The sequence below is a fragment of the Micromonospora sp. NPDC049047 genome (genome assembly GCF_040649135.1).
Classification (GTDB): Bacteria; Actinomycetota; Actinomycetes; order Mycobacteriales; family Micromonosporaceae; genus Micromonospora.
The window spans coordinates 296,385-316,318 of record NZ_JBEZEY010000004.1; the positions used below are offsets into that span (position 1 = coordinate 296,385).

19 protein-coding genes are annotated in these 19,934 nt (G+C 72.3%); 11 read left to right on the forward strand and 8 right to left on the reverse strand.

Annotated elements, in window-relative coordinates; translation table 11 throughout:
- The first annotated feature begins 2 nt into the window (after window positions 1-2).
- Window positions 3-137 (forward strand): hypothetical protein, encoded by a 135-nt coding sequence (locus AB0B86_RS09475; protein ID WP_357417148.1) that lies wholly within the window; start codon window positions 3-5, stop codon window positions 135-137.
- Window positions 134-583, forward strand: a complete 450-nt coding sequence (locus tag AB0B86_RS09480) for a TIGR03086 family protein (protein WP_357417150.1) — start codon at window positions 134-136, stop codon at window positions 581-583. The genes AB0B86_RS09475 and AB0B86_RS09480 overlap by 4 nt, the downstream gene beginning before the upstream one ends.
- Before the next feature lie 150 nt (window positions 584-733).
- Here the strand turns inward: AB0B86_RS09480 and AB0B86_RS09485 are convergent, their stop codons facing one another.
- A complete protein-coding gene (locus AB0B86_RS09485; RefSeq protein WP_357407973.1) occupies window positions 734-1,588 on the reverse strand; it encodes a hypothetical protein in 855 nt (284 codons plus the stop codon).
- A gap of 183 nt (window positions 1,589-1,771) precedes the next feature.
- Here AB0B86_RS09485 and AB0B86_RS09490 point away from each other — a divergent pair, with 183 nt between their 5' ends.
- The 5 genes from AB0B86_RS09490 to AB0B86_RS09510 all read left to right on the forward strand — a co-directional run bounded on the left by AB0B86_RS09490 (window position 1,772) and on the right by AB0B86_RS09510 (window position 6,335).
- Window positions 1,772-2,440 carry a 50S ribosomal protein L11 methyltransferase gene (locus AB0B86_RS09490; RefSeq protein WP_357407975.1) on the forward strand — a complete coding sequence of 223 codons (669 nt, stop codon included), beginning with the start codon at window positions 1,772-1,774 and terminating at the stop codon, window positions 2,438-2,440.
- Window positions 2,441-2,473: 33 nt separating this feature from the next.
- The gene (locus AB0B86_RS09495; protein WP_357408139.1) at window positions 2,474-3,628 is read left to right on the forward strand and encodes a cytochrome P450; all 1,155 of its coding nucleotides are present in this window, start codon (window positions 2,474-2,476) and stop codon (window positions 3,626-3,628) included.
- A gap of 35 nt (window positions 3,629-3,663) precedes the next feature.
- On the forward strand, window positions 3,664-4,497 hold the full coding sequence (locus AB0B86_RS09500) for a polysaccharide deacetylase family protein (protein ID WP_357407977.1): 834 nt from the start codon (window positions 3,664-3,666) through the stop codon (window positions 4,495-4,497).
- An 87-nt stretch (window positions 4,498-4,584) separates the two neighbouring features.
- On the forward strand, window positions 4,585-5,517 hold the full coding sequence (locus AB0B86_RS09505; protein ID WP_357407979.1) for an ATP-binding cassette domain-containing protein: 933 nt from the start codon (window positions 4,585-4,587) through the stop codon (window positions 5,515-5,517).
- A complete protein-coding gene (locus AB0B86_RS09510; RefSeq protein ID WP_357407981.1) occupies window positions 5,514-6,335 on the forward strand; it encodes an ABC transporter permease in 822 nt (273 codons plus the stop codon). The genes AB0B86_RS09505 and AB0B86_RS09510 overlap by 4 nt, the downstream gene beginning before the upstream one ends.
- A gap of 37 nt (window positions 6,336-6,372) precedes the next feature.
- Here the strand turns inward: AB0B86_RS09510 and AB0B86_RS09515 are convergent, their stop codons facing one another.
- The 4 genes from AB0B86_RS09515 to AB0B86_RS09530 are packed head-to-tail and all read right to left on the reverse strand — an operon-like array spanning window position 6,373 to window position 10,568.
- Entirely contained in the window at window positions 6,373-7,044 is a 672-nt protein-coding gene (locus AB0B86_RS09515; protein ID WP_357407983.1) for a response regulator transcription factor, read from the reverse strand.
- Window positions 7,044-8,603 (reverse strand): histidine kinase, encoded by a 1,560-nt coding sequence (locus tag AB0B86_RS09520; RefSeq protein ID WP_357407985.1) that lies wholly within the window; start codon window positions 8,601-8,603, stop codon window positions 7,044-7,046. Before AB0B86_RS09520 ends, AB0B86_RS09515 begins: the two co-directional genes overlap by 1 nt.
- Before the next feature lie 53 nt (window positions 8,604-8,656).
- Window positions 8,657-9,382, reverse strand: coding sequence for a dethiobiotin synthase (gene bioD / locus AB0B86_RS09525; RefSeq protein ID WP_357407987.1), 726 nt, complete (start codon window positions 9,380-9,382; stop codon window positions 8,657-8,659).
- Window positions 9,383-9,431: 49 nt separating this feature from the next.
- A complete protein-coding gene (locus AB0B86_RS09530) occupies window positions 9,432-10,568 on the reverse strand; it encodes an 8-amino-7-oxononanoate synthase (RefSeq protein WP_357417155.1) in 1,137 nt (378 codons plus the stop codon).
- A 156-nt stretch (window positions 10,569-10,724) separates the two neighbouring features.
- Here AB0B86_RS09530 and bioB point away from each other — a divergent pair, with 156 nt between their 5' ends.
- From bioB to AB0B86_RS09545, 3 genes are read left to right on the forward strand one after another with little or no spacing between them, the layout of a single operon-like run.
- On the forward strand, window positions 10,725-11,720 hold the full coding sequence (bioB, locus tag AB0B86_RS09535) for a biotin synthase BioB (RefSeq protein WP_357407991.1): 996 nt from the start codon (window positions 10,725-10,727) through the stop codon (window positions 11,718-11,720).
- A 4-nt stretch (window positions 11,721-11,724) separates the two neighbouring features.
- Complete coding sequence (locus AB0B86_RS09540) at window positions 11,725-11,940, forward strand: hypothetical protein (protein WP_357408141.1); 216 nt, start codon at window positions 11,725-11,727, stop codon at window positions 11,938-11,940.
- Window positions 11,941-11,944: 4 nt separating this feature from the next.
- Window positions 11,945-12,451, forward strand: coding sequence for a GNAT family protein (locus AB0B86_RS09545; RefSeq protein ID WP_357417158.1), 507 nt, complete (start codon window positions 11,945-11,947; stop codon window positions 12,449-12,451).
- Window position 12,452: 1 nt separating this feature from the next.
- Here the strand turns inward: AB0B86_RS09545 and AB0B86_RS09550 are convergent, their stop codons facing one another.
- The 3 genes from AB0B86_RS09550 to AB0B86_RS09560 form a co-directional block, all read right to left on the reverse strand.
- Entirely contained in the window at window positions 12,453-12,980 is a 528-nt protein-coding gene (locus tag AB0B86_RS09550; protein ID WP_357407995.1) for a DUF488 domain-containing protein, read from the reverse strand.
- 171 nt (window positions 12,981-13,151) lie between these two features.
- On the reverse strand, window positions 13,152-15,635 hold the full coding sequence (locus tag AB0B86_RS09555; RefSeq protein ID WP_357417161.1) for a non-reducing end alpha-L-arabinofuranosidase family hydrolase: 2,484 nt from the start codon (window positions 15,633-15,635) through the stop codon (window positions 13,152-13,154).
- A 202-nt stretch (window positions 15,636-15,837) separates the two neighbouring features.
- Window positions 15,838-18,732: a glycoside hydrolase family 9 protein gene (locus AB0B86_RS09560; protein WP_357417163.1), complete on the reverse strand. Its 2,895-nt coding sequence runs from the start codon at window positions 18,730-18,732 to the stop codon at window positions 15,838-15,840.
- Between the two features lie 357 nt (window positions 18,733-19,089).
- On the opposite strand from AB0B86_RS09560, the gene AB0B86_RS09565 reads away from it, so the two are divergent.
- Window positions 19,090-19,887 carry an LPXTG cell wall anchor domain-containing protein gene (locus AB0B86_RS09565; protein WP_357408001.1) on the forward strand — a complete coding sequence of 266 codons (798 nt, stop codon included), beginning with the start codon at window positions 19,090-19,092 and terminating at the stop codon, window positions 19,885-19,887.
- Window positions 19,888-19,934: the final 47 nt, after the last annotated feature.

Genomic DNA, 19,934 nt, shown 5'->3' on the forward strand with positions numbered 1-19,934 from the left:
GCATGGATCTGCTGGAGGCGTACCGCCGAAGCCTGGCCGAATTCGTCGACCGGGTGGACCAGGTCGGACCCGGCCAGTGGTCCGACCCGACCCCCTGCTCCGACTGGACGTACGCACGCTCGTCAACCACGTGGTGAGCGAGGACCGGTGGAGCGTCCCGCTGCTCGCCGGCCGGACCATCGACGAGGTCGGCGACCGACTCGACGGCGACCAGCTCGGCGACGACCCGATCACGGCGGCGCGGGAGGCGGCCGCGCAGGCCGAGATCGCCGCCACCCATCCGGGCACGCTCGACCGCACCGTGCACCTCTCCAGCGGCCCGACCCCGGCCACCGAATACCTCAAGCAACTCCTCGCCGAGCACCTCATCCACGGCTGGGACGTGGCGGTGGCGATCGGCGCGCAGCCTCGGTTCGACCCGGACGCGGTGCACGTGGCCGCCCAGTGGTTCGCCAGCCAGCTCGACAACTACCGCCGCAACAACCTGGTCCAGACCGGAGTGCGGGTGTCCGACGCCGCCGACGAGCAGGACCACCTGCTTGCCGCCTTCGGCCGCGACCCCGACTGGACACCTGACGACTGACCCCATGCGCCCGGGCCCGGCGACCGGCAGCAGGCGGCGGCACCGTCGGCGGTGCACGTCGACGCGCGCCGGGTCGCCGTCGTGGTGGCCAGGGTGGTGACCCCGTGGGAGCCGGCGGGCAGTGCGCCGGCCAACCCCCACGTCCCCCGATCAGCGGCGGGCCGGTTGCCAACTGTCGGCCGACATCGGCCGCTCCCAGCGCCGATCCACCGGCGGGTCCTCGGCCTCGTCGGTAGTGGCCCGGGTCAGGTGTCGCAGCCGCAGCAGCAGGCCCATCCCGAGGAAGAGCAGCAGCCCGCCGAGCAGGAACGCGGCCTGCACCACGCCGAACCCACCGGACTGCGAGACCTGGCGACCGGCCGGTGGCGCCGCGTCGGCCGGGTAGCCCCCCACCGGCTCCGCCTCGGACGTGTCAGCCTCCTCGGCCGGCGCGCTCGCCGGGTCGCTGGGCCGCGCCGGGGTGGCGCTCGGCTTCGGCGTACCGGTCGGGGTGACGCCCGCACCCCGCACCGAGCGGGTGGCCGTCTGCCGGGCCAGCAGGCGCGCGTTGGCGTCGTACGCCTCGGCGGCGAGGGTGACCCGCCCCTGGGCGACGTCCTCGGCGAAGGCCACCCGGTAGCGTGCGGTGACAGTGCGGCCCGGGCAGAGCGTGCCCGGGTCGAGCTGCCGGTCGGTCAGCCGGGCCACGTCACCCTCGGTCCGGATCTCCAGGGGAAAGTCCCCGGTCTCCTCCACCCGGTCCATCTTCACCTGGTCGAGTCGGATGCCCTGCACGCTGAGCACCATCGACCAGCGCACCTTCACGCAGCCGCCGCGCCGATCCGTCCGGGACACCACCGCGGAGATCGTCCGCACCTGATCCCCGGCGGTGAACCGGGCCGGCAGGCCGCTCAACTCGGTGGTGAAGGCCGCCTGCGCCGGCGCGGCCAGGGTGAGTACCGCCCCGGTCACGCCGGCAACCAACGCCCCGACCCGCAGCGCGTACCGCCACACGATCACCACCACCTCGCCTCTTCTCGTCGCTCCCGGGAAACGCTAGGAGGAAACGGGCGGGCCGGACAGACGGGTGTCTTCGCAACCGACGCCAAGGACGGTTGGTGATTTCACCGAGAGTGGTGAACCGCTGACCCGGACGGGTGTCTCCCCCTCCTCCCGGCACCCGGGTTGCCGGTGCGCGAGAATCGCCAGGTGTCCGAGCTCTCCAGCACGTTCGTCCGGCTGCACGCCCGGCTGGCCCCGGTTCCTTTCGTCCCCGAGGTGCGCCTGCACCAGGCCGACGAGCCGATCGGGCTGTGGGAGCTGACCGAGGGCGAGTTCTCCACCGACCGGCCGCCACCGTTCTGGGCGTTCGCCTGGGCCGGCGGCCAGGCCCTCGCCCGCTACGTGACAGACCACCCGGAGCTGGTCGCCGGCCGCCGGGTGCTCGACCTCGCCTCCGGCTCCGGTCTGGTGGCCATCGCCGCCGCCCGCGCCGGGGCGGCAGCGGTGCGAGCGGTCGAGGTGGACGAGCTGGCGGTGGCGGCGGTCGCGCTCAACGCCGAGGCCAACGGGGTACGCGTCGACGCCGAGTTCGGCGACATCCTCGACACCGACGCCGGGGACGCCGAGGTGGTGCTCGCCGGGGACGTCTTCTACAGCGACGCGATGGCCCGTCGGGTGCTGCGCTTCCTGCTGCGCGCCGCCCGGGCCGGCGCACCGGCCCTGGTCGGTGACCCCGGCCGGGCGTTCCTGCCCCGCGACCGCTTCGACGAGTTGGCCGCGTACGACGTGCCGGTGCCGGAGGCGCTGGAGAGCGTCCGGGTGAAGCGCACCACCGTCTGGCAGTTGCGCGCCGGCCTGCCGGGAGCCGCCCGCTAGCGTGTCGACGTGCTCTTCTCCAGCTGGGGGTCGGTGGTCCAGGCACCCTGGCCGGACGTCGCCGAGGTGAGCGACCACGTCGGCGGACGCCACCTGGTCGTCACCCGGCACGCGTTGGTCCGTCAGGTCCTGGCCGACCCGGTCAGCTACCGGCCGGACAACGCGTTGGACGCGGTGACCCCGATGCCGGTGGCCGCGCTGCGGGTGCTCGCCGGGCACCGGTTCCGGTTGCCGCCGACCCTTGCCAACAACTCGGGTGCCAGCCACCCCGAGATCCGGGCGACCGTCGCGGCGGCGTTGCACCCCGAGCGGGTCGCCGCGCAGCGGCCCTGGCTCACCGCGCTGGTCCGGGACCGGGTCGCCCGGCTCGGCGCCCGACTCGACAGCGGCACACCTGTCGACCTGTACGCGGACCTCGCCGCCGACCTGCCGCTGCTGGTGCTGGCCCGGCTGGTCGAGCTGCCGGACGCCCCCGTCGGCGCGGTCAAGGAGTTCGCCCGCGCCGCGCTGGAGTTGTTCTGGGCGCCGCTGGACGCCGACCGGCAGCTGGCCCTCGCCGCCGAGGTGGGCCGGTTCCACCGCGTACTGCGGGACTTCGCGGCCACCGGCGGCGGGCTGGCCGGTCAGCTGCGCGCGGCCGGGCACTCGCCGGACGTGGTGGTCGGCGCGCTCTTCTTCCTGCTGGTCGCCGGGCAGGAGACCACCTCGCAGTTCCTCACCCTGCTGCTGCACCGGCTGGCCGGCGAGCCCACGGTGCGGGCCGGCCTGCGCACCGGCGAGGTAGCGGTGGCCGACGTGGTGGAGGAGGGGCTACGACTGGAGCCGCCGATCGTCACCTGGCGGCGGGTGGCGACGACGGACCGCACGTTGGGTCCGACGGCGGTGCCGGCGGGCAGCAGCCTGGTGCTCTGGCTGGGTCGTGCCGGCCGCGACCCGGCGGTGGTCGAGGCGCCCGACGAGTTCCGACCGGGCCAGCGTGGATCCCGCCGTCACCTGGCTTTCGGTGCGGGCGCCCACCGCTGCGTCGGTGACGTGCTGGCCCGGATGGAGGCGGCAGTGGTGGTTGCCGAGGCAGCGCCGCTGCTTGACGGCGTGACAGTGGTCCGCCCGCCCTGGTGCCCGGACAATCTCACCTTCCGGATGCCGGACGCCTTCGTCGTCCGCCGTCCGGTCCGGACACCGGCCTAACCAGATCCTGATCTCGCTTCGGTAGGTTTCCGGGCGTGTCAGCGACCCCCGCACGTCGGATCCTCGCCGCCGTAACAGTTCTGGCCCTGCTGCTGCTGAGCGCCTGCACAGCCGACCGTACGGTGCACGTCCGGCAGATCACCCTGGCCCAGCCGACCCCGTCCGCCACGCCGTCGGCCTCGCCGTCCCCGACGACGAAGCCCGCTCCCGGCAGCCTGGACTGGTACGTGTCGCAGGTGCCGACCTTCCCCGAGGCAGCGCCACCGCAACCGGTGCCGCTGCCGGCGACCGGCGCGGCCCCGTTCTGGCACCGCCTGCCGACCGACCAGAAGGTCGCCTTCATCACCATCGACGACGGCGGGCTGGCCCGGCCGCCCCAGGTGCCCGACTTCATCCGGCGGGCGCACATCCCGGTCACCATGTTCCTCAACTCACCCGCGGCGACGGAGCACCCCGACTACTTCCGGCAGATCGTGGTGGCGGGCGGGGTCGTCGAGAACCACACAATCACGCACACCTCGCTGGCCGGCCGGTCGTACGACCGCCAGAAACACGAGATCTGCGGGGCGGCGGACAAGCTGGAGGCGTTGTTCGGCGCGCGACCGACAGTGTTCCGGCCACCGTTCGGCGAGTACGACAGCACCACGTTGACGGCGGCGCACGACTGCGGCGCGAAGGCGGTCTTCCACTGGACCGAGACCGTGCACGAGGGGAAGGTGCGCTACCAGACCCCGGAGAAGGTGGTGCACCCCGGCGACGTGCTGCTCATGCACTTCCGGCCGGCGCTGATGGACGACCTGCTCGCGGCGCTCAAGGCGATCCACCGCGCCGGGCTCACCCCGGCGCTGCTTGAGGACTACGTGCGCTGACCGCGCACGGCGACCTGACGAAAGTAAGGGTCGGGTGGTGCCGTTCGGGCGCGGTGCGGCCACCTGCCGCGCGCCTAGCGTCAGCGCATGATCACATTACGTGGGTTGACGAAACGGTTCGGGGCGACAGTCGCTGTCGACGCGTTGACAGTCGACGTCGCGCCCGGCCGGGTCACCGGCTTCCTCGGCCCCAACGGCGCCGGCAAGTCCACCACCATGCGGATGATCCTCGGGCTGGACCGACCCACCGTCGGGCAGGCCCTCATCGGCGGACGCGGGTACCGGGAACTGCGCCGACCGCTGCACGAGGTGGGGGCGCTGCTCGACGCCCGAGCCATCCACCCGACCCGCTCCGGCCGGGCGCACCTGCTGGCCATGGCCCGCAGCAACGGCATCCCCGCCCGTCGGGTCGACGAGGTGCTGGACACCGTCGGGTTGGACGGGCGGGCCGCCGGCAAACCGGGTCGGACCCTCTCCCTCGGCATGGGCCAGCGGCTCGGCATCGCCGGCGCGCTGCTCGGCGACCCGCCGGTGCTGATGTTCGACGAACCGGTGAACGGCCTCGACCCGGACGGGGTGCGCTGGGTGCGGCAGCTCATGCGCTCGCTCGCCGACCAGGGACGGACCGTCTTCGTCTCCAGCCACCTGATGAGCGAGATGCAGCTCACCGCCGACCAACTCGTGGTGATCGGGCGGGGCCGGCTGATCGTCGACGCACCGATCGACGAGGTGATCGCCAACAGTGCGGTAGCCGTCCGGGTGCGCAGCCCGCACCCGGACGGGCTGGCCGCGCTTGCCGAGCGCCTCACCGCCACCGGCGCGAGCGTGCTGGCCGCCGACCGCAACGAACTGACCGTCACCGGCACCACCGCCGACCGGGTCGGTGACCTGGCGCACGAGCTGGGGGTGCGACTGCACGAGCTGAGCCCGCACGGCGCGTCGCTGGAGCAGGCGTTCATGGAGCTGACCGCCGACAGCGTCGAGTACGCCGGCGGTCCGACCGAAGGTGGGCACCGATGAGCACGCAGACCGACGCGGGAACCCGCCCCGCCAGCGCGCCGACCGCCGGAAAGCCGGCCGCCTTCCGGGGTGCGGTGGCCGCCGAGTGGACCAAACTGCTCTCGGTGCGCAGCACCTGGTGGACGGTGCTGGCCGGGCTGCTGGTGATGGCCGCGAGCGCCGGGCAGCTCGCCATCTACGCCGCCAACGCCAACACCAACGACGACCCGGCCGACGACCCGGGGATCGTCACCGTCGGCAGCGTGCTCATCGACGCGGTCGAGTTGACCCAGTACGCGGTGCTGGCGTTGGGCCTGCTCGCGATCACCGCCGAGTTCACAAGCGGCACCATCCGGACCACCTTGCAGTGCACCCCGTCGCGGGGTCGGGTGCTGCTGGCCAAGGCCGTGGTCACCGGTGCTGTCACCTTCGCCCTCGGGCTGCTGCTCGGCGGCGTCGGCACAGTGGTCGCCCGGCCGGTGCTCGGCGAGTGGGGCAACGCACCGGTCGGCGGCACCATCGCCGACATCGTGGCGGTGGCCGCGTACCTGGCGTTGGTGAGTGTGTTCGCGCTGGGCCTCGGTGCCGCGCTGCGCAGCGCGGTGCTCACCATCGTCGTGCTGTTCGCCACCCTGACGATCGTGCCGCTGTCCCTTCAGGAGCCGGACATCGACCTGCTGAACCGGATCGCCGACGGGTTTCCCGGCGTGGCCGGCGGGCACTTCATGGTCGGCGACACCGAGCCGTACCCGAGCCTGGTCGGGCTGCTCCTGCTCGCCGGGTGGGCCGCTGCCGCGCTGCTGCTGGGCCGGGCCGTGCTGCGCCGCCGCGACGCGTAGCGCGCACCGGCTGGGCGGGGGCCGCGCTGGCCCCCGCTCAGCCGTCGACGAGCCCCGCCTCGTACGCGAGGATCGCCGCCTGCACCCGGTTACGCACGTCCAGACGAGTGAAGATGCTCGTCAGGTAACTCTTCACGGTGCCCTCCACCAGGTGCAGCCGGCGGGCGATCTCGGCGTTCGACAGCCCCGCCCCGACCAGGGCCAGCACCTCCCGTTCCCGCTCGGTCAGCCCGGCCGTACGGTCCCGCGCGGCGGGCCGGCGGGCCAACCGCCCGGCACCCAGCTCGATCACCCGACGGGCCACCCTCGGCGACAGGTACGCGCCGCCCTCGGCGACGGCGTGCACACCGGCGAGCAACTCCCGCGGGTCACCGGCCTTGAGCAGGAACCCGCTGGCACCGTGCCCGAGCGCGCGGGCCACCTGGTCGTCCTCACCGAACGTGGTCAGCATGATCGTCGCGGTCTCCGGCACGGCCCGGCGGATCTCGGCGGCGGCGGCCAACCCGTCCAGGCGCGGCATCCGGATGTCCAGCAGCGCGATCCGAGGTCGGTGCGCACGGACCAACTCCACAGCGGCGTGTCCGTCACCGGCCTCGGCGACCACCTCGATACCGGGGTCGGTGGCGAGGATGGCCCGGACGCCGGCCCGGATCATCGCCTCGTCGTCGGCGAGCACCACCCGTACCGGCCCTGCGCTGTCGGCGTCCACTACGCGATCGACTCCTTGCTGGCCAACCGGCCGTCGGTGAAGCAGAGCCGCCAGGTCGGCTCGGCCAGGGGGAAGTTGCCGTCGGTGTAGTACTCACAGCCGGCCCGGTCGGATCCCGCGGGCCGTTCCAACTGCCGCCGGGGCAGGCCGGCCAACTCCGAGCGGGCCGTGCCGACGCGCATCCGGTCGAAGGTGGCCCGGTCCAGCACCGTCCCGGCGGTCGCCACCGGGTAGTAGACGAACGAGAGCACCAGGGCGAAGCCGGCCGGTGCCAGCAGCGCCACCACCAGGCTGCGCCGGACCCGCCGGCGGGCGTCGCGCAGCCGCCGTTCCGCGTCCACCGGTCGCTCCACGGGCGCACCGGCACCGGTTGGGGCGGCCCGACCGATGGGCCCGATCGCCTCCACCGGCGGCGCGCCTGCCGGCAACGCCGCCACCACGGCGAACCCGCCGCCCGCGCGGGGACCGGCGTCGAGCGTGCCACCGGCGAGGCGGACCCGCTCGGCGAGGGCGAGCAACCCGCTGCCCTGCGACGGCGGGGCCGGCAGCGGTTCGGCCGGCGGAGCACCGTTGACCACGCTCACCTCGACCCGCTCACCGTCGCGGGTGACCCGCACCTCGACCGGGGCGCCCGGCGCGTACCGGGCGGCGTTGGTAAGCGCCTCACGCACCACCCGGTGCGCCGCGTGGCCGGTCATCGCCGGCAGGTCCGCGACCGCCGAGGCGGCGTCCATCCGTACCGCGAGTCCGGCCTCCCGGGCATTGTCGACCAGGTCGGCGACCGTCTCCCCACGCGGACGCGGCGACGCGTCACCGTCCTCCCGGAGCACCCCGATGATCTCGTGCAGCCGCTCGGTGGCGGCGGAGACACTGGCCCGCAACTCCCCCGCCGCGGCCCGGTGCCGGTCGTCGAGGTCGGCGGCCACCTCCAGGGCGGCGGCGCGCAACGCGATCAGGCTGAGGTCGTGACCGAGGGAGTCGTGCATCTCACCGGCGATCCGGGCCCGTTCCCGCAACCGGATCCGCTCGGCGGCGCCGCGCTCCTCGCGGGTCAGCGCCTCGACGTGGCGCCGACCGGCGTCTGCCAACTCCTGCTGCTGACGCCGGTACCGGCCCACCAACCAGGGGAACACCGCGGCGAACAGCAGCACCGAGGCCAGCAGGAACCAGGTGGCCGCGCCGGTGCCGAACAGGCCCAGGTTGAGCGCCGTACCGCCGGCCGCGATCAACACGAAGACCCCGACGGCGGGAGCGGCGGAAGCGGTGCGCCGCCCCGCGAGGTAGCTGAGCACGGGGATGGCGAAGACGAAGTTGCCGTCGACCACCGACCCGGACACCGCCAGCACGAGGGCGACGAGCGGTCTGCGCCGACTGACCAGCACGGCAACGCCGAGCAGCAGCAGCTTGCCGACGAGCATCGGCACGGCGTACCGCTGGTGGGGCGGGCTGATCCCGGCGTAGCCGACCGGGGCCGCGACCACCACCCAGAGCAGCGCGTCCAGCAGCAGGCGACGCCGCCGATCCAGCGGGTCGGGCGGCGAGCAGTCGAGGATCCGCACGGCGGCCAGGCTACCGACGTCCGACCTGCGCGGACACCGACGAAAGTCAGGTGTCAGCCGCTCTCTTCGGCCCACACCCGCCAGTCGTCGAGCACCCCGTGCAGGGCCGGCGTGAGCCAGCCCGGCGCGGAGCGCCGGAACACCCCCGGGTCCATCGCGCCGGCCCCGTCCGGCAGCGCGCCGAGCAGATTCGGCACCAGATCGGTGAGGTTGGTCCAGTGCACCAACTCCGGCCGGCCCGGCCAGGCGCCGATCACCACCCCGGCCGGCACCGCCCGCCGGTCGAGCGCCTCCAGGGTCAGCGCCGTGTGGTTGAGCGTGCCCAAGCCGGCGCGGGCGACCACAACGGCGGGCGCGCCGAGCGACACCGCCAGGTCGGCCATCGTCCACGGCTCCCCCGACGGACGCAGCCCCATCGGCACCAGCAACCCACCCGCGCCCTCGATCAGCACCAGGTCGTGTTTGTCCGCCTCCGCGCGGACCGCGTCCACCGCCTCGTACAACTCCAGCGGCGGCAGGTCCGCCACCCGGGCGGCGGCCAGCGGGGCGAGCGGGTCGGGATAACTGGCCAGGGTGCGGCCGGTAAGGGGGGCAGCCAGCCGGTTCACCGCGTCCACGTCGCCCGGTTCACCGCCGGCCGTACCCGTCTGAGCCGGTTTGACCACCGCGACCCGCAGCCCGGCGGCCTGCGCCGCGGCCGCGATGGCCGCGGTCGTCACCGTCTTGCCGACCTCGGTGTCGGTCCCGGTAACCAGGACCGGCCCGGCCCACCCGGTCATGGGAGAACCTCCGCCCGCGGGGCTGGCACACCCGGCACACCCCTCGCGCTCACGGGGCACACTCCACGATGACCTCCACTGCCTGCTCGAAATCCGCCCGGGGCACCCCGGCACTGACCGTGAGGCGCAGGCGGGACCGGCTGTCCGGGGTGGACGGCGGTCGGAAACAGCCCACCGCGACACCCAACTCCCGGCAGTCGGCCGCCCAGGCGGTCGCCGCCTCCGGCCCGGGGGCGGTCACCGAGATCACCGCCGCGTCCGGCGCGGAGACGGTCAGGCCGGCTGCCCGCAGTCGACCGACCGCCAGCCGCACCCGGTCGGAGAGCTCCGCGCGCAGGTCGTCGCCGCCGCGGGCCAGCCGCAGCGCGGCATGCACCCCGGCGGCGACCGCCGGGGGCAGGGCCGTGTCGAAGATGAAGGTACGCCCGGTCTCGACCAGATGCCTGACGAACTCGGCCGGGCCGGCGACCACACCACCGGCACCACCGAGCGCCTTGGACAGGGTGGCGGTCACCAGCACGTCCGGTTCGCCGGCCAGCCCGGCGGCGGCCACCGCGCCGGCGCCGGCCGGACCGGTCACGCCGAGCGCGTGCGCGTCGTCGATAAGCAGCAGCGCACCGTGGCGGCGGGCGACAGCGTGCAGCCGGGTCAGCGGCGCGAGGTCACCGTCGACCGAGAAGACCGACTCGGTCACCACCACCGCCGGGCGGCCCGGAGCGGCAGCGAGCGCGGCGGTCACGGCGTCCACGTCGGCGTGCGGGGTGACCACTGTCTCCGCCCCGGAGATCCGGCAGCCGTCGATCAGGGAGGCGTGGTTGTGGGCGTCGGACACGAGCAGCGTCCGAGGCTGCACGAGCGCCCGCAGCGCACCGAGGTTGGCCAGGTAGCCGGAGGAGAAGACGAGGGCGCGTTCGGTGCCCAACCACCGCGCCAGCTCGTCCTCCAGCGCCTGGTGGGCGTCGGTGGAGCCGCGCACCAGGCGCGACCCGGTGGCTCCCAACCCGTACGCCGACAGCGCCGCCGTGGCCGCGGCGGTGACCTCCGGGTGGGTGGCCAGGCCGAGGTAGTCGTTGCCGGCCAGATCGATCACCCCGTCGCCAGCGGGTCGCGGGTGCAGTCGCCGGGTCAGCCCGGCCTTCGCCCGCAACTGCGCGCGGCGGTCGAGCGCCGCCAGCCAGTCCGCCACCGTCACCCCTTCGCCGCCGTCCGGGCCGGTCAGCCCGACACCCGCCGGGCGAAATTACCACCCGCCACCGTCGGCCCGACGGATCCACTCGGTGCGGGCGGCCGGCGGGCTGCCAGGCCATTCCGGCTGATCCGGGGGCCTTGTAGGGTACGAGCCATGCCAGAGATCCTCGACCAGGCCCGGACCCAGGTGCTGGGTGACGGTGTCGGCCTCGACCAGGCCGGCATCCTCGCGGTGCTCAACCTGCCCGACGAGCACCTGCCCGCCGCGCTGCAACTCGCCCACGACGTGCGGATGCGCTGGTGCGGTCCCGAGGTCGAGGTGGAGGGCATCGTCTCGCTGAAGACCGGCGGCTGCCCGGAGGACTGCCACTTCTGCTCCCAGTCCGGCCTGTTCACCTCCCCGGTGCGCTCGGTCTGGCTGGACATCCCGTCGCTCGTCGAGGCGGCGAGGCAGACCGCCAAGACCGGAGCTACCGAGTTCTGCATCGTGGCGGCCGTGCGCGGCCCGGACGACCGGCTGATGAAGCAGATGCGCGAGGGTGTCGCCGCCATCAGGGCCGAGGTCGACATCCAGGTCGCCGCGTCGCTGGGGATGCTCTCCCAGGAGCAGGTCGACGACCTGGTCGACATGGGTGTGCACCGCTACAACCACAACCTGGAGACCTGCCGGTCGTACTTCCCCAACGTGGTCACCACACACACCTGGGAGGAGCGCTGGGAGACGCTGCGGATGGTGCGCGACTCCGGCATGGAGGTGTGCTGCGGTGGCATCCTCGGCCTCGGCGAGACCGTCGAGCAGCGGGCCGAGTTCGCCGCGCAGCTCGCCGAGCTGAACCCGCACGAGGTGCCGCTCAACTTCCTCAATCCCCGGCCCGGTACGCCGCTCGGCGACCGCCCGGTGGTGGAGGGCAAGGACGCGCTGCGGGCCATCGCCGCGTTCCGGCTGGCCATGCCACGTACCATCCTCCGGTACGCCGGTGGTCGCGAGATCACCCTCGGTGACCTGGGCACCCGCGACGGCCTGCTCGGCGGCATCAACGCGGTGATCGTCGGCAACTACCTGACCACGCTGGGCCGGCCGGCGACCGCAGACCTCGACCTGCTCGACGAACTGAAGATGCCGGTCAAGGCCCTGTCCGCGACCCTCTGAGCTGATCGGTGAGGACGACGTGACCGAGCTTGTGGCAGCGCAGCGCTGGTGTGACCGCTGCGGCGAGGACGCGTCGGCCGCCGGGCACGAGTCGTGCGCGGCGGCCCGCGCGCTGGAGCCGCCGCGCTACTGCCCGCAGTGCCGACGCCGGATGAAGGTGCAGGTGCTGCCGGTCGGCTGGTCGGCAGTCTGCGTCGAGCACGGCGAGAACCGAGGCTGAGCCGGTGCTGCGCGGGCGGGCGGTGACCCTGCGACCGGCGACGGTCGCGGACGTGCCGACCCTCGCGGCGATCCGGGCCGCCCCGGAGGTACGCCGGTGGTGGCGTGGCGGCGACGACCTCGCCGACTCCGTCCGCGCCGACCTCGGCGACGACGACCTGCACGTCTACGCCGTCGAGCACGACGGCCGGGTGGTCGGCGCGATCCAGTGGCATGCCGAACCGGACCCGGACTACCGGCACGCCAGCCTGGACGTCTTCCTCGACCCGGCGGTGCGCGGCGCGGGGCTCGGCGTGGACGCGATCCGCACCCTCACCCGGCACCTGATCGACGAGTACGGTCACCACCGCTTCACCATCGACCCGGCCGCGGCGAACAGCGCCGCGATCCGCGCGTACGCGAAGGTCGGTTTCCGCCCGGTGGGTGTGCTGCGCCGTTACGAGCGCGGCGAGGACGGGCGCTGGCACGACGGCCTTCTGATGGATCTGCTCGCCGACGACCTGGTGGAGTGACTCAGCCGTCCCAGCACAGGTTCCCGTCGGGGAGCCGGCGGGCGCCCTCGGCGGGTTGGTGGGGGCTGAGCCGCCCCTCCGGCATGAGGTGCGCCACCGGCGTTCCCCGACCGAGGGTCACGACGTCGGCGATCACCCGGCGGTGGCAGCGCCACCAGAGGCTCTCGCTGCACATCACGGCAGTGGTCCGCTGGGCCGCGTCGGTAAGCACCTTGGTCAGCGCCACGTCGAACTCCGGGCTGCGGGTGTACGCGGCGTACGCCCGGAACGCGGCGACCTTCCACCAGGTGTCCGGCTCGGGGTCGCCGGCCCGGACGTGCCGGCGTCCGCCCAGGTCCGGCTCCCAGCGGTAGTCGATCCCGCACTCGGGTAACCACCGCTCAAGTTCCGCGCGGTTGACGTCCGGGTTGGTGCGGCTGGCCGGGTACCGTCGCACGTCCACGAGCACTGTCACCCCGGCACCGGTCAGCAACTCTCCCAGCCGCACCCGGTCGGCTGTGCCATGCCCGACGGTCAGCAACTCCCCCACGCAGATGACTTGCCCGAAATCCCGGACGGTTATCCCCGGTCCCGGGCGAGATCTTGGACAGTCACCGCTCCACCCGAGGACCGGAGACTCTCCAGGACCTCAACTCAGGCGGGGCGTGCCCGGCACCCACGGTGCCGGACACGCCCCGGTCCTGCGCGAACGGATCTGCGCCTAGCGCTGGAGGGTCAGGACACCCGGCCGCCACGGCAGCAGGTTGTAGTCGCCTCCCGCACTGGGGTTCTTGCCCTGGTACAGGAACTGCAGGTTGCAGGCGTCGATGGTCTTGGTCTGGTCGGGGTTGGTGCGGACCAGGTCACCGTGGCTGATGTCGTTGGTCCACGTCGCGCCGCTGTTGGCCTTGCCGGCGAAGGGGTTGCTCTCGCTGGCGGCCTGCGGGGTCCACGAGCCGTTCAGGCTGCTGGACGTGAACGACCGGAAGTAGCGTCCCTGGCTCCCGATCGCCTCGACGATCATCAGGTACTGGTTCTGGCCCGCCACCTTGTAGACCTCGACACCCTCGAACAGGTTGTTCGTCGAGTCCGTCATGATCGTCGTGTAGGTCGAGCCGAAGCTGCCCGGGAAGTTCCCCAGCGGCATGCTCGACCGGTAGATCTTGCCGTTGTCCCCGGCGAAGAACAGGTACATGTTCTGGTCGTCGCCGATGAGGGTCTGGTCGATAACCCCGTACGGGGCGTCGCTGAGGGTGGCGGTGGACAGCGTCTGCGCCGAGGACCAGCCGTTGGCGTTCGTCGGGTCGCTCGACGTCTTGTAGCTGAACGAGGTCGGCCCCCACTGGTACGCCAGCACCCAGATGTTCTTCGGGGCGAAGTACAGCAGCGTGGGTGCCACGGTGCCCTGGCTCATTCCGTTCTGGCTGGCCGAGGCCATGTCGGACCAGTTGGTGAACGTGCCGAAGTTCATCGAGCTGTACTGGCCGCTGCTGTTCACGTACGACCCGTAGACCAGGTGCTGGCCGTTGTAGACGACGTTGGTGAAGTCCTTGAGCGAGACCCAGCCGTTCTTCGGGTTGGTGAGTGCGCCGGTCGACGACCACCGGTAGGTCGACGGGAGCGCGCAGCCGCCCGCCGGGGGCGTGGTCGGCGGCGCGGACGTCGGCGGCGCGGTCGTCGGAGGCGCCGTCGTCGGGGTGGTGCCACCGAAGTCGGTCCGCCACTGCTGGTTGGTCTGCCCGTGGCAGTCGTACAGCTGGACCTGCTGGCCGTTGCCGGTGCCCCAGACGTCCAGGCAGCGGCCGGACTGCACGCCGCTGATGGTGCCGTTGGAGTTGATGTTCCACTGCTGGTTCGACTGGCCGTTGCAGTCCCAGATGATGACTCCGGTGCCGTTCGCCGAGGCTCCGCCGTTGGCGTCGAGGCACTTGCTGCCGTAGACCATCAACTGCTTGCTCGCGGTGTACGTCCACTGCTGGTTCGACTGGGTGTGGCAGTCGTAGAGCTGGACGCGGGTGCCGTTGGTCTGCGTGGCGTTGGGCACGTCGATGCACCGGCCCGACTGCACGCCGACGATCCGACCGGCGCCGCCACTCGGCGGCGGGCTGGTGGTCGGACTCACCGTCGGGGTCACCGTCGGGGTCGCGGTCGGGCTCGACGTCGGGGAGGCCGCGTTCAGCGCGTTGAGGACGGAGGTGTAGGCGGCCTTCTTGTTGCCGTTGCCGTCGAAGAGCAGCGGGCTCTCGTTCGAGCGCCAGGAGTCGCTGTCGCGTACGCCCCAGACGGTGATGCCGATGCAGCGCGGCACGTTCAGGCACGCCTGGGTCAGCCCGGCGTACTGGGTGGTGGAGGAGTTGGTGACGTCGACCTCGGTCAGCGCCACGTCCACGCCGAGCGCGGCGAAGCTGGACAGCGTGGTCTGGAAGTTGCTCGGCAGCGAGCTGCCGCCGGTGAAGTGGGTCTGCAACCCGACGCAGTCGATCGGCACGCCACGGGACTTGAAGTCCTGGATCATGCGGTAGACGCCCTGCGTCTTGCCGTACGACCAGTTCTCGATGTTGTAGTCGTTGTAGCAGAGCTTGACCGACGGGTCGGCCGCCCGCGCGGTGCGGAACGCCACCTCGATCCAGTCGTTGCCGGTGCCCTGGAGGTTGGACGAGCGGCGGCTGCCGTCCTCGTTGAACGCCTCGTTGACCACGTCCCACGCGGCGAGCTTGCCCCGGTAGTGGCCCATCACGCCGTTGATGTGGTCGATCATCGCCTGCCGCAGGCTGCTGCCGTTCAGGCTCTGCATCCAGCCCGGCTGCTGCGCGTGCCAGGCCAGGGTGTGCCCACGGACCTGCAGGCCGCGCTGGGTCGCCCAGTTGTAGATCTGGTCACCGGAGTTGAAGTTGAACTGGCCCCGCTGGGGCTGCGTCGCTTCCGGCTTCATCTCGTTCTCGGCGGTGATCATGTTGAACTCACGCGCCGCGATCGTGCTGTACGTGGAATTGCTCAGCCGGCTTGCCGCGATGGCGGTGCCGAAGTACCGGCCCGACTGCGCGGCGGCCGCGCCGAGCGTGCTCGCGGCGGCGTTCGCCGAGGGCATCATCACCGCGACGGCGGCCACAGTCACGACGCTGAACGCGCCGGCGAGCAGCGCTCGGACGGCGGTTGAGCGCCGTCGCCGAGTGCCGCCGCGATGAACAGATGGGCTCATTTCCATCTCGGCCTCCTTACTGGCCTACACCCGGGCCGCCGAGGCGGAACGACCGGACGTCTGGGGTGGGATATCCAACTCAGTCGATGCTAACGACGCGCCGGTCCGGGCAATGGTTTTACGGAAAAGTTTCGGAAATGTTTTCGTCTTGCGCGGCGTGGCCGGTCGCCCGGGCGCGGTACCGGCCACGCCACGCCGCGTCGACGAGTCAGGAGACGGTGCAGGCGGCACCGTTCAGGGTGAAGGTGGCCGGCCTGGTGGTGCTGCCGGTGTGGGTGCCGTTGAAGCCGAAGCTCGTCGACGCACCCGGCGCCAGTGTCCCGTTGTAGGACAGGTTCGACGCGGTCACCGCGGTGCCGATCTGGGTCACGTTCGCCGACCAGGCCTGCCCGATCTTCTGCCCGCTGCTTCCGAACGTGAACGCGAGCGTCCAGCCGTTGATCGCCGTGGTGCCGGTGTTGGTGATCGTGATGTTCGCGGTGAACCCGGTGTCCCAGTTGTTCGCCGTCCAGGTCAGCGCGCAGCCGCCGCCGGCAGGCGGGGCCGTGGTGGTGACAGTGACGCCGGGCGACGCGGCGGAGACGTTTCCGGCCGCGTCCACGGCCACCACGTAGAACTGGTACGACGTCGACGCGGTCAGCCCGGACACCGCCACGGTGGAACCGGTGGGTGAGCCGACCAGCACGTCTGTCGTGCCGGCCTCGCGGTAGACCCGGTACCCGGTGACCCCGACGTTGTCGGTCGACGGGGTCCAGGCCAGGGTGAGCCCGGTGGCGGTGACCGCCGAGGCGACCGGGGTGCCGGGGGTGCTCGGCGCCGTCGTGTCGGTGGAGCCGGTCGGCGGTGTGGTCACGGTGAGCACCGGTGAGGCGGTCGACCTGTTGCCCGCGCCGTCGAGGGCCACGACGGTGAACTCGTACGACGTCGCCGGCAGCAGCGTGGAGATGGTAAGCGTCGTGCCGGTGACCGGCCGGACCACCACCGTGTCGCTGCCGACCTGCACCTCGCGGACCTCGTAACCGGCCAGGCCACTGCCGCCGCTGTCGGTGGACGCCGCCCAGGTCAGGGTGACCGAGCGGGACGCGAGACCAGACGCGGCGGGCTTGCCCGGCGCGGTCGGGGCGGTGGTGTCCGGGGTGGCCGGTCCGGGCTCCACACCCCAGACGCGGGTGCTACCGGCGTAGAGCGGAACCTTGCGGTTCGGGCCGGCGGTCGCCTGGTACGACGGGTCGTTTGTCGGGTCCCAGGTGCCGCCCTCCGGCACGCCGATCTTGAACTGGACCTCCATCCGGTGCTGCGACTGCCCGGCCGGGGCGATGGTGTAGCCGGTGCAGTCCACCTCGACGTACCAGATGTCGCCGCTGAACTGTTTGGCAGTGGTCGGCGACGGGCAGCCCTGGGTGTAGCCGGAGGTGACCTGCACGGGGCCGGTGCCGTCGGGCCGGAAGTAGTACCGGAACTTACCGTTGGTCAGTGCCCGGGCCGGGAACGCCGACTTGTTGTAGACGATCGCCTTGAGCCCGGTGGCCCGGGGTTCGGCCTGCATCACAGTGGTCTCCACTGTCATCTCGTCCATGTCGGGCGTCTCGGCGACCGGGAAGTTCGCCAACGGGCTGCCGCCGTACTCGGAGGTCAGCCGGACCAGCGACGAGGTGAAACCGGCGTTGTAGTCGGTGGCGACCTCGTTCATCACGTAGTCGGACCGGCTGTCGGTGTACGCGTCGTTGGCCGAGGACGGGCCGCCGACAAGCGCCCCGTAGAGGGTGTGCCGGGTCTCGACGGGCACGGTCTGGCTGTCCCACCAGGACCCGTGCGCGGTGCGGTGGTGCGGGTTCTTCGGTGCGTTGGCCCCGAACCCGATGACGTAGCTGGAGTTGCGCGGGTTGTCGCCGAGCGCGTAGTTGATCTGCCGGACGGCGAAGTCGTGGTAGCGCGCCTTGCGCGTGGTGTCGGTGGTCTTGTCGCTGTAGACCAGCGCGGCGAAGGAGGTGTTGGCGGCGTAGCGAAGCGCACCCCAGGAGTCGAGCACCGCCATCCCGCCCGGCGAGTACGGCACCCGCTGCCCGTTCACCCCGACGGTCCAGTAGTCCAGCCAGCGGTTGGCGTCGTCGACGTACTTCTGCTTACCGGTCAGGTTGGCCAGCAGCACGTACGCGCCGAACTGCTTGTTGTCCCAGGCGATGGTCCACTTGTAGGAGCGGGTGGTGGACTGCGGCTCGGTGCCGAGCTTGTCGTACTCACTCTCGGCCTTGGCCAGGTAGCTGGCGTCGCCGGTGGCCCGGTAGAGCCAGATGGCACCCCACACCAGCTCGTCCTGGTAGCCGCTCCACGACTTGTAGAACGACGCCGCGTCGGTGATGCACTCGCTGTAGGACTTCCGGACCGTGTCGGCGAAGGTGTAGAGCTGCTTCGCGTGGCTGAGCAGCTTGTCCGCGTAGGTCGCGTCGGTGGGCCGGAACACCATCGAGGAGGCGGCCATCGCCGCCGCCGTCTCGCCGGCGAGGTCCGCGCCGCCACAGCTCGCATCGATCTTGTACGCGGGCCGCGCCATCGGCAGCACCTCGGCCGGACCCCACCACTTGTGGTCGTCGTCGCCCTTGCCGACCTGCCCGTAGAGGACGTTGGCCGACGGGTGCGCCTTGATGAAGTAGTCGTTGACGAAGCGCAGGTTGTTGAGCAGGTGCGGCAGCTGCCCGGAGGCCGTGTAGCCGCTGCGGTACTCGACAGCCCCCCAGGCGAGCATTGTGGCGCTGAACGCCATCGGGAAGCCGAACTTCACGTGGTCACCGGCGTCGTACCAGCCGCCGGTGAGGTCGAGCCCGGCGCTGGCACCGTCGGTGAGCGCGCTGTCCCCGCGCCAGGAGACCCGGTTCCAGTCGGGCAGCTCGCCGGACTGCTGCGCCTCATAGAAGAGCAGTGACTTCTGCAACGCCTCGGCGTAGTTGAAGGTCGCCGGGGCCGCGGACGCGGGTGCCGAAGCCGGCCCGGCGGCCACCATGGACAGGCCGGTGAGCACTGCGATGCCGGCGCTCAGCAGCCGGCGGGGCCAGGGTTGGTCGACGACCGGTGAGCGGCCGGGAACCGACCGGGTGGCATGGCGCATGGCGGGCTCCTGTCGGAGGCGCCGCCGATGGTCGCACCGACGCGGGACGGCGTTCGGGCGGCACGGCCACCGGCGACATCGGGGGTGGCGGTATGACCATGGCAGCTGGTGGAAGCGCTCCCATGGATAAGCGACAATGTAATGTGGTCGCCGCCGATTGGGAAGCCCGTGTCCCGCCGCCAGCGCCACCGCACCCGTGCGCGTTACGGCGACACGCGTACGCCAGCGCGAGAAGCCGGTCCGGCAGTCACTCCAACCGAGACGTTGCCCCAGCTCAGCCCGGTTGACCGATGCCGTCGGGGCGTCCCGTCAGTGGATCATGGGCGGCCCCTCGACCCAATCCCCGGAGGAACCCTCATGCCACTGCGTCGGCGCCTGATGCACTCGGCCGTCTGCACGGCCGCCGCCACGGCCGTTTTCGCCATCGCCGCACCGGCCTGGGCATCGAGCATCGTCCCCCTCAACCGCGCCCATGTCGGCGCGACGGCGGGAGCGTTCCAGCAGGAGTGCCAGGACCCGAAGTTCGGTGCCCGACCCACCGACCAGGACGGCTGGCACTTCGTGCTGCCCACCAAGCAGGCCGGCGACTTCCAGAGCCTGTCGCTGACCTTCAAGGACACCGCGGGCGTCTCCGTGACGGTGACCGTGCCGAACCCCGCCGACCCCTACACCGACTTCCTGTCCGCCAACGGCGGAGGCGACAAGCAGGTGAAGCACGCCTATCTCCTCACCCCGGCCGGATGGACGTTGACCGGCGGCAGCGCCCTGGTCAGCGGCGTGGGCGAGCGGTTCAACCTCAGCCACACGTGCGCTGGCACCGCGGCCACCGAGTCGCCGACCCCGACCACACCGACCACGCAGTCGCCGACGCCGACGCCGACCACACCGGCCACCACCACGCCGACGGCGACGCCGACGGGCTCGGCCGCGCCGTCGGAGTCGGCGACCCCCGGCGACTCAGCCTCGGCGTCGGCGTCAGCGTCAGCGTCGGCGTCGGCCTCCGCAGGCGCGGGCGGCGGTGGTGACAACGGCGGCGATCTCCCGCTCACCGGCGTGGCAGTCACCACCTACGCACTCGGCGGTGTCGCCCTCATCGGCGGCGGCGCCCTGCTGATGATGCGTCGCCGTCGCGACCGGATCACCTTCACCAGCTGACCGACGACGCCGACGACCGGCCCCGGACACCGCTCCGAGGGCCGGTC

What these genes read in the sequence shown, in the direction of transcription:
- AB0B86_RS09475 (WP_357417148.1), top strand. Translation starts at nt 3, where the DNA reads ATGGATCTGCTGGAGGCGTACCGCCGAAGCCTGGCCGAATTCGTCGAC.
- AB0B86_RS09505 (WP_357407979.1), top strand. Translation starts at nt 4,585, where the DNA reads ATGATCACATTACGTGGGTTGACGAAACGGTTCGGGGCGACAGTCGCT.
- AB0B86_RS09510 (WP_357407981.1), top strand. Translation starts at nt 5,514, where the DNA reads ATGAGCACGCAGACCGACGCGGGAACCCGCCCCGCCAGCGCGCCGACC.
- bioD (WP_357407987.1), bottom strand. Translation starts at nt 9,382, where the DNA reads ATGACCGGGTGGGCCGGGCCGGTCCTGGTTACCGGGACCGACACCGAG.
- bioB (WP_357407991.1), top strand. Translation starts at nt 10,725, where the DNA reads ATGCCAGAGATCCTCGACCAGGCCCGGACCCAGGTGCTGGGTGACGGT.
- AB0B86_RS09555 (WP_357417161.1), bottom strand. Translation starts at nt 15,635, where the DNA reads ATGGAAATGAGCCCATCTGTTCATCGCGGCGGCACTCGGCGACGGCGC.
- AB0B86_RS09560 (WP_357417163.1), bottom strand. Translation starts at nt 18,732, where the DNA reads ATGCGCCATGCCACCCGGTCGGTTCCCGGCCGCTCACCGGTCGTCGAC.
- AB0B86_RS09565 (WP_357408001.1), top strand. Translation starts at nt 19,090, where the DNA reads ATGCCACTGCGTCGGCGCCTGATGCACTCGGCCGTCTGCACGGCCGCC.